This window comes from Microbacterium sp., assembly GCF_036277215.1.
In the GTDB taxonomy this organism is placed as follows: Bacteria; Actinomycetota; Actinomycetes; order Actinomycetales; family Microbacteriaceae; genus Microbacterium.
Genome location: NZ_DASUNI010000096.1, coordinates 1 through 12,882, shown reverse-complemented (window position 1 = coordinate 12,882; position 12,882 = coordinate 1). Strand labels below are relative to the sequence as shown.

Genomic DNA, 12,882 nt, shown 5'->3' with positions numbered 1-12,882 from the left:
ATCGAGCAGCCCGACCTCACCCGGGCCCTGGAGCCCGTGGGCGACGAGCCGTTCATCCTGCACCCGGGCGAGTTCGTGCTCGGCAGCACCTTCGAGCTGATCACCCTCCCCGACGACATCGCTGCGCGCCTCGAGGGCAAGTCCTCGCTCGGCCGCCTCGGACTGCTCACGCACTCGACCGCGGGGTTCATCGACCCCGGCTTCACCGGCCACGTCACGCTCGAGCTCTCGAACGTCGCCACGCTTCCGATCAAGCTGTGGCCGGGCATGAAGATCGGGCAGCTGTGCTTCTTCCGCCTCTCCTCGCCCACCGAGAACCCCTACGGCTCGGGCCCTTACGGCAACCGTTACCAGGGACAGCGCGGGCCGACGGCATCCCGATCGTTCCAGAACTTCCACCGCAGCGACGTGGGGATCACGGATGCCGGCGCCTCCGGCCGCTGACCGCCGCTAGAGGCCGATCACCAGCGCCAGCGACGTGTCACCGCACGCCAGCACGTCGGCGCCGTTCGGCAGCTGCGTCTCGACGCGGGCCGGCTCCGCTCCACGCAGGGGCTCGAGGGCCTGGGTCAACCCGTCCAGCCTCAGCATCGACCCCGGTTCGAGACGCGCATCGGTGGCCGTCACGACTCGGCCCAGGGGATTGACGATCGCGATGGGCTCCCCGCTCGCGCGCAGCAGCGGAAGCAGCTCGCGCTCCAGACGATCGACGAGCACGTCGGTGCCCACCACGCCGAGCAGCCGTCCGCCGACCACCACCGGAGTGGTGATCGTGACGGTGTAATCATCGGTGCAGACGTAGTCGACGTAAGGTCCGGTCACGTGGCGCGCACCGGTCCGCGCGGGGAGGCGCCACCACTCGAGCGCCGTGTAATCGCGGAACTGCTCGCTCGACGGGTCGTCGACCGTTGCCAGACGACGGATGCCGCCGGTGCCGGCCAGCCACCACGCGAGATGCCACTGCGCATCCGACAGCAGGCCGGGCGCAGCGACGAAACCCGCCCCGGTGATGAGGCCGTCGTCTGCGAGCTCGGGCAGAGCGCAGGCTTCGACGATCGGATCGAGGGCCGCCGCCGTCGGGGTGGAGGTCGCCTCGAGGTGGGTCTGCAGCAGATCGCGCCACGCGTCGATCGTCGCGAAGAGGCCATCGATGGTCTCAGCGACGCGGGCGGCGACGGAGAGGGGTGAGAGCGTCGCGGTGGAAGTCATCGCACTCCTTGCCGGGTGAGGTCGGCGGATGCCTCGAGCCGCATCTTCTCGCGCACCAGCCAGTCCAGCGCCGCCGTCGCCTGCGCGATCGTCGCCGCCCGCGCCGCGGAAGGATCGACGGCGCGGATCGCATCGATCACGCGGTTCCGGGATGCTGCGCTGGAGTCACGGTACTCCTGTTCGCGCAGGCAGAGCCAGAGCAGCGGGCCCGCCTCGCTCTGCAGGCGGACCTCCTCGCGAACGAGCCGCGGAGACTGGCTGATCGCGGCGACCTCGAGTTGGAAGCGCCCCAGCGCGCGCCGGGCGCCGCCGGCGGTGGACAGGTCGGCGTCCGCGCCGATCGCCAGGAGGCTCTCGACGTCGTCCTGGCTGGCGCGGTCGGCGGCGATCTCCGCGGCGGTGCCGGCGATGGCCGAGACGTGCAGCGCGAGGTCACGCAGTTCGATCCGCGAATGCCCCCGCACGCGCGACTCGAGCATCCGCGCGGCGGAGTCGCGATCGTACGTGACGAAGCTCCCCCCGTCGCGACCGCGCCGGGTGCGCACCAGGCCGCGGTCGCGCATGCCCTCGAGGGCCTCGCGGGCGGTGACCAGCGCCACGCCCAAGCTGCGCGAGAGCTCGGACTCGCTGGGCAGCCGCTCGCCGTCCCGCAGCACACCGCTCACGATCGCGTCGGTGAGCCGCTGCTCCACGAGCTCGGCGCGGCCGGTGCCGTCGAGTGGGGCGAACACGACGGACCGCGCGGCGTCCTGGTGGCCGGTCGCATTCGGCATGTGCGTGGCGCTCCCTGCGTCTACCGGTGGCGTGGGAATCCGTGACACGACCGTAACACGCAGGCCCCCTGTTGAACATCTGGTTCCATATGATTTAGTAGCACCGACGTCGAGGGGATCGTCTGATGACGGAGCAGCCTGCCATCCGGCTGAACGGACTGACCAAGGAGTTCGGCGCGGTCACCGCTGTCGACTCGGTCGACCTCGAGATCGCCGCGGGCGAGTTCTTCTCGATGCTCGGCCCGTCCGGCTCCGGGAAGACGACGGTGCTCCGGCTCATCGCGGGCTTCGAGCGACCGACCAGCGGCACCATCGAGCTGTTCGGCAAGGACGTCACCGCGCGTGCGCCGTTCGATCGCGACGTGAACACCGTGTTCCAGGACTACGCCCTGTTCCCGCACATGAACGTGCTCGACAACGTCGCATACGGCCTGCGGGTGCGGGGGATCGGGCGCAGAGAGCGCAGGGAGCGCGCATCGAGAGCGCTCGCCGGTGTGCGACTCGACAATCTCGGCGACCGCAAACCCTCGCAGCTGTCCGGCGGCCAGCGGCAGCGCGTCGCCCTTGCGCGGGCGACCGTTGTCGAGCCCAAGGTGCTGCTGCTCGACGAGCCGCTGGGAGCGCTCGATCTGAAGCTCCGCGAGCAGATGCAGGTCGAGTTGAAGCAGATCCAGCGCGACCTCGGCATCACCTTCATCTTCGTCACGCACGACCAGGAGGAGGCTCTGACGCTCTCCGACCGGATCGCGGTCTTTCACGACGGGCGGATCGAGCAGCTGGGCTCGCCTCGCGAGCTCTATGAGCAGCCGGCATCCAGATTCGTGGCCGACTTCGTCGGCACGTCCAACCTGTTCGACGCCGATCGCTCCGCCCAGCTGATGGGGCGTGCCGGTGAGCACACCATCCGACCGGAGAAGTTCCGGCTGACCACCGAGCCGGACGGCCGAGCCGGGATGCGCTCGGCCGCCGGAACGGTGGTCGAGTCGATCTACATCGGCAACGCGATCCGCCGCGTCGTCGATCTCGACGCCGGGGTCCGGGTCACGATCCTCGAACCGAACGACCGATCGCGGGGGGCGGAGCAGAACCGCGGAGATCGCGTACACGTGAGCTGGCACGACGAGGATGTCGTGGCGCTCATACCTCCGGGCACCTGACCCGGGGACACAGCCGTGGGCGGCAGCCGCCTCCGCGGAAACACAGCACCCGAGAGGAACAACCATGATGCACAGAACCCGCGGCATCCGAGCGTCGGCATTCACCGCGCTGGCGATCGGCTCGATCGTCGCGTTGACGGCCTGCGGCACGAGCTCCGGTGGTGGCGATGCCAGTGGCGAAGCGGTCGAGGAACTCGGCGAGGGCGAGGGTCAGGTGTCGATCCTGGCCTGGCCCGCCTACGTCGAGGACGGGTCGAACGATCCCGACGTGGACTGGGTGACGCCGTTCGAGGAGGACACCGGCTGTGAGGTGACCTCGAAGGTCTACGGCACCTCCGACGAAGCTTTCAACCTCATGAAGACGGGCGAGTACGACGTGATCGCCGCCTCCGGCGACGCGACGAACCGGCTCATCGCGGCGGGCGAGGTCGTTCCGGTCAACACGGACCTCATCCCCAACTACGAGGGCATCTACGACTTCCTCAAGATGCAGCCCTGGAACTCGGTGGACGGAGAGGCGTACGGCGTGCCGCACGGCTACGGCGCGAACCTGCTGATGTACAACACGGAGATCTTCCCGCAGGCGCCCACGTCATGGGACGTCGTGTTCGACCGGGCCAGCGAGAACGCCGGCAAGGTCACCGCGTACGACGCCCCGATCTACATTGCGGATGCCGCGGTGTACCTCATGACGCACAACCCCGAGCTCGGCATCGAGAACCCGTACGCCCTCGACGAGACGCAGTTCCAGGCGGCCGTGGACCTGCTGAAGCTGCAGCGCGAGAGCATCGGAGAGTACTGGTCGGACTTCCTCAAGCAGATCCAGGCGTTCGAGACCGGCGACTCCGTCGTCGGCACCACGTGGCAGGTCACCCAGAACGTGCTCGCCGACTCGGGGGCGCCGACCGCGGTCGTGCTGCCCGACGAGGGCGCCACCGGCTGGTCGGACACGTGGATGATCGCCTCCGAGGCGAAGAACCCCAACTGCGCCTATATGTGGCTGGATTACATCGCCAGCCCCGAGGCGAACGCCGCAGCGACCGAGTACTTCGGCGAGGCGCCCTCGAACGAGGCGGCCTGCGAGTTCCGCAGCGAGGGCTCGTGCGAGGCGTTCAACGCCGGCGATGAGGAGTTCGCGTCGCAGATCTGGTACTGGACCACGCCGATCGCGGAGTGCATCGACGGCCGCACCGACGTCGAGTGCGTCGACTTCGCGCAGTGGACCGAAGCCTGGGCGGAGATCAAGGGCTGAAGGTCCGACGACGCACGGCTGAATAGTCCGATCCCGAGGGCGGCGATTCGCATCGCCGCCCTCGATACCGGACCGAATGGCATCGGAGCAGAGATGACGACGACGCAGGTCGCCCCGCAGCACGGGTCGGTCCCGCGACCACCGGATGGCGCCGCGCGTCGGCTCTCGTCGTTCCTGACGAGCCACCCGCGCACCCGGCTCGCGCTGCTGCTGACCGCGCCGCTGTTCTGGCTGGTCATCGTGTACATCGTCGCCCTGGCGCTTCTGCTGGTCACGGCGTTCTGGACGGTGGACTCGTTCACCGGCGAGATCAGCACCGAGTGGACGCTGGACAACATCGTCACCGTGCTCACGGGCTCGCTGTACCAGACCGTCACGCTGCGCACCCTCGGCGTTGCGCTGATGGTGACGCTCATCGATGTCGCCCTGGCGCTGCCGATCGCCTTCTACATGGCGAAGGTGGCTTCGCCCCGGGCGCAGCGGATCCTGCTGATCGCGGTCCTGATGCCCTTGTGGGCGAGCTATCTGGTGAAGGCCTACGCGTGGCGCTCGGTGCTGTCGCAGGACGGCATCCTGGAATGGCTCCTCGCACCGCTGGGCCTGAGCACACCGGGCTACGGGCTGACGGCGACCGTCATCACCCTCTCCTACCTCTGGCTGCCCTACGTCATCCTGCCGATCTACGCCGGCCTGGAACGCGTGCCCGACTCGCTGCTGGAGGCATCCGCGGACCTCGGCGGCCGGACGTGGCGGACGCTCGGCAGCGTGGTGCTGCCCCTGGTCTACCCCGCGATCATCGCCGGGACGATCTTCAGCTTCTCGCTGTCGCTCGGCGACTACATCACGGTCAACATCGTGGGCGGGGCCAGCCAGATGCTCGGCAACCTGGTGTACACGAACGTCGGGGCGGCCAACAACCTGCCGCTCGCAGCGGCGATCGCGCTCATCCCGATCGTCATCATCTTCGGCTACCTCGCGATCGTGCGCCGCACGGGCGCGCTCAACAACCTGTAGGACCGACATGCGACTGAGTCGAACCGCCCGGCTGGTCCTGGCTGCCGTGACCGGCCTCATCCTCGTGGTGGTCTACGTCCCATTGGTGGTGGTCCTCGTCAACTCGTTCTCCACCTCGACCTCGCTCACCTGGCCCCCGCCGGGGTTCACGCTGGAGTGGTGGGTGCGCGCCTTCGAGAGCACCGGCGCGCGCGAAGCGGTGCTGACCAGTGTGCAGGTCGCGATCATCGCCACGGCCATCTCGCTGGTGCTCGGCACTCTCATCTCCATCGCACTGCAGCGGTTCGATTTCTTCGGCCGTGATGCCATCAGCCTGCTGATCATCCTGCCGATCGCCCTGCCCGGCATCATCACGGGCATCGCGCTGAACAACTTCTTCCGCACGATCATGGGCATCCCGCTGTCGATCTGGACGGTGGTGATCGCGCACGCGACGTTCTGCATCGTGACGGTGTTCAACAACGTGATCGCCCGGCTGCGGCGGACCGGGACCAGCCTCGAGGAGGCGTCCGCCGACCTCGGCGCCGGACTGTGGACCACGTTCCGGCTCGTGACCTTCCCGCAGCTGCGCTCCGCTCTGCTCGCCGGGGGCCTGCTCGCCTTCGCGCTGAGCTTCGACGAGATCATCGTGACGACGTTCACGGCCGGCTCGGGGGTGACGACTCTGCCGATCTTCATCCTGAACAACATGTTCCGGCCGAATCAGGCGCCGATCGTGTCGGTGATCGCCGTCGTGCTGGTCGTCGTCTCGATCGTGCCGATCTACCTCGCGCAGCGGCTCTCCGGTTCGGAGCAGCAGCGGCGATAGCCCTCAGTGCGCGGTCGTGACCCCGACGAGGTCGTGCACCAGCACCACTGCGGCCCGCGCACCCTGACCGGCCGCGACGATCAGCTGCTGCGGACCCGGTGCCGCGGCATCCCCCGCGCCGTACACGCCCGCAACGCTCGTGCGTCCCGACCGGTCCACGAGCAGGTGGCCGTCGGTGTCCACGTCGATGCCCAGACCGTGCAGGAACTCGAGGGCGGTGTGCCACCGCGGCCGCACGAAGCCGCCGTCGACCCGCACCGCCGTGCCGTCCGCCAGTCGCACCGCCGTGAGGCGGCCGCGATCTCCCTCGAGGTCGGCGATCGGATGCCGCCGGACGCGGATTCCGGATGCCGCCAGCTCGGCCTCCTCGACAGCGTCGAGAACGTCGGCGCCGTTGGTGAAGACGGTGAGGTCGTGCGTCCACCGCGCGATCAGCCGGGCCCGAGCGGGCAGGTCGGGCGTCTCGCCGATCAGGGCGAGTGGGCGATCCTGCAGCTCCCACGCGTCGCAGGCCGCGCAGCTGAACAGCGACATCCCGTAGAAGGCTCGGATGCCGGGCACGTCGGGCAGCGTCTCGCGCAGCCCGGTGGCGACCAGGACGGCGTGCGCACGCACCAGCGCCGGCGCGCGGCGCCCGTCGAGCCGGAGCTCGAAGCGCGCCGGCGCATCCGCCGCCTCGACCTCGACCACGCGCGTGCGGCTCAGCATCCGCACCTGCGGGTACGCCTCCAGCTCCGCCCGTGCGAGGCGGCGCAGCTCGGCGGGCGGAACCCCGTCGCGGGTGAGGAAACCGTGCGAGTTGAGGGTCGCGGCGTTGCGCGGCCGGTCGGCGTCGACGACGAGCACGCGCGCGCGAGCCCGCCCGAGATTCAGGGCGGCGGACAGCCCGGCGGGGCCTCCGCCGATGATGACGGCGTCGAAAGGGACGTCTTCGACGGGATCGTGTGCCGAGTCAACCATGGGCGGATGCCTGCGGGGGCAGCGCCGCGACGAGCGGATGGTCCTTCGCGTAAACGCCGACCTTCGCTGCCCCGCCCGGCGAGCCGATGTCGTCGAAGAACTCGACGTTGGCGCGGTAGTAGTCCTGCCACTCCTCAGGCACGTCGTCCTCGTAGTAGATCGCCTCCACGGGGCAGACCGGCTCGCAGGCGCCGCAGTCCACGCATTCGTCGGGGTGGATGTACAGCGAGCGGCCGCCCTCGTAGATGCAGTCCACCGGGCATTCGTCGATGCACGCGCGATCCTTCAGATCGACGCAGGGCAGCGCGATGACGTACGTCACGACAGGGTGAGGCTGCCCGCGCGCGAGACCTCGACCTGCTCGTCGCGCGGCACCACCTTGACGCGCTCGCGCGTGTGCCGGTGTGCGGCGCCGAGGGCGCGCTCGTGCGCATCGAGGGCGAGCCACCCATCCCACGTGGTGTACTCGACGCCCTGATCGTCGAGGAGGGCGAGGATGTCGCCGTCCACGGCGGGCGCGGGCAGAGCTCCGGCCGCGGCGTCGGCGACGAGATGGGCGATCGTCTCCATCGCATCGGACTTCGTGTGCCCGATCAGCCCGACGGGTCCGCGCTTGATCCAGCCGGTCGCGTAGAGGCCCGGGATCGGCGCCGGCTCGGAGACCGGATCGAGTTCCGGAGCGATCGAGACGACACGTCCCTCGACGTTCGGGATGACGCCGCGCACAGCGTCGAACGGCGCGTCGACGACCGGCGTGCCGTAGTAGCCGACGGCACGGTAGACCGCCTGCACCGGGATGTCGCGCAGCTCGCCGGTGCCCCGAACGATGCCGTCCGCGCCCGCGGCGGTGCGCTCGAAGCGCAGCGCCTCCACTCGCTCCTCGCCGAGGACGGCGACCGGCGCGTGCCAGAAGTGCAGGTGCAGTCGCCGGCTCGCACCGGTGGTGCCCCGCGCGCGCCAGGCCTGGAAGGTGCGGAGGATCACCTTGAGCTGGTTGCTCGAACCCGCGGCCAGCTCCAGCTCGGCGAAGTCCTCGTCGGCCAGCACGATGTCCACGTCGGGCACCTCGCCCAGTTCGCGCAGCTCGATCGGGGTGAACTTCACATCCAGCGGCCCACGTCGCCCGAACACGTGCACAGCGGTGACGGCGGAGGCTTCGAGACCGGCCAGCACGTTGTCGGGCACCTCGGTCGAGCTCAGGTCGGCGGCATGCTTGGCGAGCACGCGGGCCACGTCGAGGGCGACGTTGCCGTTGCCGATGACGGCGACCTCGGATGCCGTCAGCGGCCATTCGCGGGGCACGTCCGGGTGTCCGTCGAACCAGGCCACGAAGTCGGCGGCACCGTACGACCCGGGCAGGTCGATGCCCGGGATGTCCAGCGCGGCGTCGCGGATCGCGCCGGTGGCGAGGATCACGGCGTCGTAGCGCTCCTGCAGGTCCTCGATCGCGAGGTCGCGGCCGATCTCGACGTTGCCGACGAAGCGGATGCTGCCGGCATCGAGCATCTCGTGCAGCGAGTTCACGATCCCCTTGATGCGGGGGTGGTCGGGTGCGACGCCGTATCGGATCAGGCCGTAGGGCGCGGGGAGCGAGTCGAACAGGTCGATCGCAACGGTGCCGCCGGCGGCGCCGACCGTGTGGGCGAGGATGTTGCCGGCGTAGATGCCCGCCGGGCCGGCGCCGACGATCGCGACGCGCAGGGAGGGAGAGGTCACAGAGGGCCTTTCAGTTCGGGGGAGATGCGGAAGTGTCAGCAGAGGTCGCTACGCGTCGCACGGTGCGGCGCGAGGGGACACCTCTGCGATGGCGGAGGGAGCGTACGGGCTCAGCGAGACGACGTCGCCGACGATGACGACCGCAGGCGAGCGCACGCCGCGCAGAGCCGCCTGATGGGCGATCGTCGCGAGCGTGCCGACCGTGACGCGCTGACCGGGCCCGTGGCCGTCCTCGATGATCGCAACGGGGCAGTCCGCACCGCGGTCCCCGCGCGAGAGGGTCATCGCGGCGTGCGCGAGGGTGCCGATGCCCATCAGCAGCACGACGGTGTGGTCGCGTCCGCCGCCGAGCTCGCGGATCTGGTCATGCCCGGTGACCACGGTGAACGCGGTGGCGAGGCCTCGATGCGTGACCGGGATGCCGGCGATGGCGGGCACCGAGATGGCGCTGGTGATCCCGGGTACGACCTCGACCTGCACGCCCGCCTCCCGGCAGGCGGCGAGCTCTTCGAGTCCGCGGCCGAACACGTACGGGTCGCCGCCCTTGAGTCGCACCACGCGCTTGCCCTCGCGGGCGAGGTGCACGAGGAGTGCGTTGATCGCGTCCTGCGGGACCGCATGGTGGCCCGGGAGCTTGCCGACGTCGAGCACCTCGGCGGCCAGGACGACGCCCTCGGCGGCGAGGCCGTCCAGGACGCCGCGCGCGCCGAGCCGATCCGCGACGATGACGTCGGCGGACTCGAGCGCGCGCAGTCCGCGGACGGTGAGCAGGCCCGGGTCGCCGGGGCCGGCACCCACCAGCGTGACGCGGCCGGGAAGGGCGGTCATCGGGAGCCTCCCGAGAGGAGGAGCCCGCGGCGTCGCAGCATCCGTCGTTCCAGCGGACCGAAGAAGAGCAGCTCGATCAGGATGCCGATGAACAGGATCAGCAGGATCGTGGCCAGCACGCCGGCGAGATCGGCGAGTTCGCGCGACTGCTGCAGCATCGAGCCCAGACCGAAGCCGATCGAGCCGCCCGTCGCGATGATCTCCGCGGCCATCAGCGACCGCCAGGAGAACGCCCAGCCCTGCTTGAGCCCGGCCAGATAACCCGGCAGTGCGGCGGGGAGGATGACGGCGGTGGCCAGCTGGAGCCGTGTTGCGCCCAGCACTGTGCCCACGCTCCGCAGCTGAGGCGGCACCTGATCGACCCCCGCGATGAGTCCGTTGACAATGGACGGGATCGCGCCCATCAGGATCACGAAGTAGACGGTGGCATCCGACAGGCCGAACCAGATGATCGCCGCGGGGACCCACGCCACGGAGGGCAGCACCTGCAGCCCCGAGATGATCGGGCCGACCGCCCGCCGCAGCGGACGCACCTCGGCGAGCAGGAGGCCGAGCGGCGTCCCGATCGCGATCGCGATGAGGAACCCCACGACGCCGCGTTCGAGGCTGGTGGCGACCGCCTCCTGCAGGCGCCCGGTCTGCCACGCGTCCGCGAGTGCCAGGAAGACGTCGGAGGGACTGGGCGCCCGGTCGGGTCGGGGGTCGGCGATGACCACGTACAGCTGCCATACGACGACGAGCAGGACGACGAACAGCACCGGCGGTACGACGCTCGTCCAGAACGCGCGCCAGCGGCTGGGACGGTGCTCCTCGTCGGTCTGCAGTCGGTCGAGGCCCGCTTCGAGACTGCGCAGGTCTTCCGAGTGAGCGGAGGCCGGGGCGGCGGCGTCCGCCGTCGAGCGCGAGGTGCGCGGCACGACGCGCTCGGCGAGGGTCTTCGTGCCGTCGCTGTGGTCCTCGTTCAGCGACCGGATGGGGGCGTCCGTATCATGCGGCATTGCGGCGGATCTCCTTCCGCAGCTGGTCGGTGATCTCGACGGAGAGCGCCGCGACCTCGGGCGACTCGATTCGGCGGCCGACGGTGTGGGCGATGCGCCACTCGTCGACGACGCGGCCCGGGCGGCTCGAGAGCAGCACGACGCGCTGCCCGAGACGCGCGGCCTCGCGCACGTTGTGGGTGACGAAGACGATGGTGCGCCCGGTGGCGCGCCACACCCGCTCGAGCTCCTCGTGCAGAAGGTCGCGGGTGATCGCGTCCAGCGCCGCGAACGGCTCGTCCATGAGGAGCACGGGCCGGTCCTGGGCGAGTGCCCGCGCGAGTGCGACCCGCTGGCGCATGCCGCCGGACAGCTCATGCGGGCGCTTCTCGGCGGCATCCGCCAGGTTCACGGTGTCCAGCAGTTCGAGGGCCTTGGCGCCCCGTTCGCGGCGAGGGACGCCGCGAAGGCGCAACGCGAGCTCGACGTTTCGTCGTGCGCTCAGCCACGGCATGAGCGCCGACTCCTGGAACATGACGGCCGAGCCCTCGGCGGGGGTCTCGATGATGCCTGTCGTCGGCCGGTCCAGCCCGGCGATCAGGTTGAGCAGCGTCGACTTTCCGCATCCCGATGCGCCGAGGAGGCAGACGAACTCTCCCGGCGCGATGTCGAGGTCGATTCCGTCCAGCACCAGAGGCCCGCGGCCGAACCGCTTCTGCACGTTCTCGATCCGCACGGCCGGCGGTCGTGGCGCGGCGGGCGGCCGCACCGGAGCGCTCTCGTCGAAGCTGGGTCCCAGCAGATTCGGCGCGCGCGATCCCGGCGCCGCTGCGGGGGCGCGCGTCAGCGATCCGGGGGTGTGGGGCGGAGCCCCACCAAGTGCCCCGCCGGGAGTCGGTGCGGACGAAGTCATGTCAGTCCTCGCCGAGCCCGGCTGCGGAGACGGTGTCGATCCCGTCGGCTTCGAGGATGCCGTTGAGCAGGACGAGATCGAACAGGCCGTCGATGGAGCCGTCCTTCTGCGTGCCGGCGGCGAGACCGTTCTTCACGAGGGTCTCGAAGGCGTCGGCGTGCGGGTCGAACGAGAACGTGACGTTCTCGAGGGCTCGGTCGATGACCTCGTCGGCCAGGGGCTTGCCCGTCTCCTTCTCGATGGCCCCGTTGATGACTCCGGCCGCGTCGTCGGGGTTCTCCTCGAGCCACTGCACGGCAGCGACATGGCCCTGCAGCAGGTCTTCGACGACGTCGGGGTGCTCGTCGAGGAAGTCGGCGCGGACCAGCAGCACCGTCGTGGGGAACTCGCCATCCTCCCACAGGTCGGCTTCGTCCACGAGCACGGTGGCGCCGGCCTCGATGATCAGGCGCGACACCCACGGCTCGGGCAGCCAGGCGCCGTCGATCTGCCCGTCCTGGAACAGCTGCAGCGTCTGGGCGTTCTCGGTGGGCGTGATCGTCACGTCGCCCTCGCCTGTGGTGGAGGTCTCGAAGCCCTCCTCGGCGAGCCAGGTGCGCAGCGCGACATCCTGGGTGTTGCCCAGCTGAGGCGTCGCAAGGGTCGTCCCCTCCAGGTCGGCCGGGCTGTCGATTCCGTCGCGCACCACCAGGGCGGCGCCTCCGGTGGTAGCGCCCGCGATCACGCGAGCGGACTCGCCGCCGGACTGGATGAAGGTGTTGATCGACGGGTTCGGACCGATGTAGGTGGCGTCGATCGCCCCCGCGGTGAGGGCCTCGATCGCCGCCGGGCCGGCGTTGAAGACCTGCGTCGTGATGTCTACACCGGGCAGTGCGTCCGCGAACAGGCCCTCCTCCAGGCCGACCAGCGCGGGCGCGTGCGTCACGTTGGCGAAATAGCCCAGGCGCAGCTCGTCGACCGACGGCGCCGCCGCGGCGTCGTCCGCGGTCGTCGGCTCGTCGGCAGGCGCTCCGGCGGCGCTCGCGCAGCCGGCCATCATGGCGACCAGCAGTCCCAGGGTGGTGATCGTCGTCGTGGTGCGGATTTTGTTCACGGTTTCGCCTCCTTCAGTCGGCAGTGCTGTGGTGGTGCGCGGCGGTTCAGTCGCGCGCGATGCCGGCGGCGAGTGTGGCGCCGTCGGACGGGTGGATGACCAGGAATGAGCCGCCCGCGCGATTGGCGCTGTACGGCTCGAGGGGGAGGTCGGCCGCGAATCGCAGCCGCACGCGCCCGATG

Annotated in this window: 15 protein-coding genes; 5 read left to right on the top strand and 10 right to left on the bottom strand. The window is 70.2% G+C overall.

Annotated features, from left to right (window positions below; translation table 11 throughout):
* A partial coding sequence (gene dcd / locus VFX99_RS04940) for a dCTP deaminase (RefSeq protein ID WP_329665203.1) occupies nucleotides 1–444 on the top strand: 444 nt, incomplete at its 5' end.
* A gap of 6 nt (nucleotides 445–450) precedes the next feature.
* On the opposite strand, the gene VFX99_RS04935 is transcribed toward dcd, so the two are convergent.
* Together VFX99_RS04935 and VFX99_RS04930 are read right to left on the bottom strand one after the other, a co-directional pair.
* Nucleotides 451–1,209: a cache domain-containing protein gene (locus tag VFX99_RS04935; protein ID WP_329665202.1), complete on the bottom strand. Its 759-nt coding sequence runs from the start codon at nucleotides 1,207–1,209 to the stop codon at nucleotides 451–453.
* Nucleotides 1,206–1,982 (bottom strand): FadR/GntR family transcriptional regulator, encoded by a 777-nt coding sequence (locus tag VFX99_RS04930; RefSeq protein ID WP_329665201.1) that lies wholly within the window; start codon nucleotides 1,980–1,982, stop codon nucleotides 1,206–1,208. Before VFX99_RS04930 ends, VFX99_RS04935 begins: the two co-directional genes overlap by 4 nt.
* A 125-nt stretch (nucleotides 1,983–2,107) precedes the next feature.
* Between VFX99_RS04930 and VFX99_RS04925 the strand changes: the two genes are divergently transcribed.
* The 4 genes from VFX99_RS04925 to VFX99_RS04910 all read left to right on the top strand — a co-directional run bounded on the left by VFX99_RS04925 (nucleotide 2,108) and on the right by VFX99_RS04910 (nucleotide 6,213).
* Entirely contained in the window at nucleotides 2,108–3,139 is a 1,032-nt protein-coding gene (locus VFX99_RS04925) for an ABC transporter ATP-binding protein (RefSeq protein WP_329665200.1), read from the top strand.
* A 64-nt stretch (nucleotides 3,140–3,203) separates the two neighbouring features.
* Nucleotides 3,204–4,391: an ABC transporter substrate-binding protein gene (locus tag VFX99_RS04920; protein WP_329665199.1), complete on the top strand. Its 1,188-nt coding sequence runs from the start codon at nucleotides 3,204–3,206 to the stop codon at nucleotides 4,389–4,391.
* Between the two features lie 93 nt (nucleotides 4,392–4,484).
* Nucleotides 4,485–5,405, top strand: coding sequence for an ABC transporter permease (locus tag VFX99_RS04915; RefSeq protein ID WP_329665198.1), 921 nt, complete (start codon nucleotides 4,485–4,487; stop codon nucleotides 5,403–5,405).
* 7 nt (nucleotides 5,406–5,412) lie between these two features.
* Complete coding sequence (locus tag VFX99_RS04910; protein ID WP_329665197.1) at nucleotides 5,413–6,213, top strand: ABC transporter permease; 801 nt, start codon at nucleotides 5,413–5,415, stop codon at nucleotides 6,211–6,213.
* Nucleotides 6,214–6,216: 3 nt separating this feature from the next.
* On the opposite strand, the gene VFX99_RS04905 is transcribed toward VFX99_RS04910, so the two are convergent.
* The 8 genes from VFX99_RS04905 to VFX99_RS17290 are packed head-to-tail and all read right to left on the bottom strand — an operon-like array spanning nucleotide 6,217 to nucleotide 12,872.
* A complete protein-coding gene (locus VFX99_RS04905; protein WP_329665196.1) occupies nucleotides 6,217–7,173 on the bottom strand; it encodes an NAD(P)/FAD-dependent oxidoreductase in 957 nt (318 codons plus the stop codon).
* The gene (fdxA, locus tag VFX99_RS04900) at nucleotides 7,166–7,495 is read right to left on the bottom strand and encodes a ferredoxin (RefSeq protein ID WP_329665195.1); all 330 of its coding nucleotides are present in this window, start codon (nucleotides 7,493–7,495) and stop codon (nucleotides 7,166–7,168) included. Before fdxA ends, VFX99_RS04905 begins: the two co-directional genes overlap by 8 nt.
* Entirely contained in the window at nucleotides 7,492–8,889 is a 1,398-nt protein-coding gene (locus VFX99_RS04895) for an FAD-dependent oxidoreductase (RefSeq protein WP_329665194.1), read from the bottom strand. Before VFX99_RS04895 ends, fdxA begins: the two co-directional genes overlap by 4 nt.
* 48 nt (nucleotides 8,890–8,937) lie before the next feature.
* A complete protein-coding gene (cobA, locus tag VFX99_RS04890; protein ID WP_329665193.1) occupies nucleotides 8,938–9,717 on the bottom strand; it encodes a uroporphyrinogen-III C-methyltransferase in 780 nt (259 codons plus the stop codon).
* On the bottom strand, nucleotides 9,714–10,715 hold the full coding sequence (locus VFX99_RS04885; protein ID WP_329665192.1) for an ABC transporter permease: 1,002 nt from the start codon (nucleotides 10,713–10,715) through the stop codon (nucleotides 9,714–9,716). The genes cobA and VFX99_RS04885 overlap by 4 nt, the downstream gene beginning before the upstream one ends.
* Nucleotides 10,705–11,607 carry an ABC transporter ATP-binding protein gene (locus VFX99_RS04880; RefSeq protein ID WP_329665191.1) on the bottom strand — a complete coding sequence of 301 codons (903 nt, stop codon included), beginning with the start codon at nucleotides 11,605–11,607 and terminating at the stop codon, nucleotides 10,705–10,707. The genes VFX99_RS04885 and VFX99_RS04880 overlap by 11 nt, the downstream gene beginning before the upstream one ends.
* Before the next feature lies 1 nt (nucleotide 11,608).
* Complete coding sequence (locus VFX99_RS04875; protein ID WP_329665190.1) at nucleotides 11,609–12,700, bottom strand: ABC transporter substrate-binding protein; 1,092 nt, start codon at nucleotides 12,698–12,700, stop codon at nucleotides 11,609–11,611.
* Nucleotides 12,701–12,746: 46 nt separating this feature from the next.
* A complete protein-coding gene (locus VFX99_RS17290; RefSeq protein ID WP_414684319.1) occupies nucleotides 12,747–12,872 on the bottom strand; it encodes a hypothetical protein in 126 nt (41 codons plus the stop codon).
* Nucleotides 12,873–12,882: the final 10 nt, after the last annotated feature.

Excerpts from the sequence above, each read along its gene's own strand:
- VFX99_RS04935 (WP_329665202.1), bottom strand. The coding sequence starts at position 1,209 with ATGACTTCCACCGCGACGCTCTCACCCCTCTCCGTCGCCGCCCGCGTC.
- VFX99_RS04930 (WP_329665201.1), bottom strand. The coding sequence starts at position 1,982 with ATGCCGAATGCGACCGGCCACCAGGACGCCGCGCGGTCCGTCGTGTTC.
- VFX99_RS04925 (WP_329665200.1), top strand. The coding sequence starts at position 2,108 with ATGACGGAGCAGCCTGCCATCCGGCTGAACGGACTGACCAAGGAGTTC.
- VFX99_RS04920 (WP_329665199.1), top strand. The coding sequence starts at position 3,204 with ATGATGCACAGAACCCGCGGCATCCGAGCGTCGGCATTCACCGCGCTG.
- VFX99_RS04915 (WP_329665198.1), top strand. The coding sequence starts at position 4,485 with ATGACGACGACGCAGGTCGCCCCGCAGCACGGGTCGGTCCCGCGACCA.
- VFX99_RS04910 (WP_329665197.1), top strand. The coding sequence starts at position 5,413 with ATGCGACTGAGTCGAACCGCCCGGCTGGTCCTGGCTGCCGTGACCGGC.
- VFX99_RS04905 (WP_329665196.1), bottom strand. The coding sequence starts at position 7,173 with ATGGTTGACTCGGCACACGATCCCGTCGAAGACGTCCCTTTCGACGCC.
- cobA (WP_329665193.1), bottom strand. The coding sequence starts at position 9,717 with ATGACCGCCCTTCCCGGCCGCGTCACGCTGGTGGGTGCCGGCCCCGGC.
- VFX99_RS04885 (WP_329665192.1), bottom strand. The coding sequence starts at position 10,715 with ATGCCGCATGATACGGACGCCCCCATCCGGTCGCTGAACGAGGACCAC.
- VFX99_RS04880 (WP_329665191.1), bottom strand. The coding sequence starts at position 11,607 with ATGACTTCGTCCGCACCGACTCCCGGCGGGGCACTTGGTGGGGCTCCG.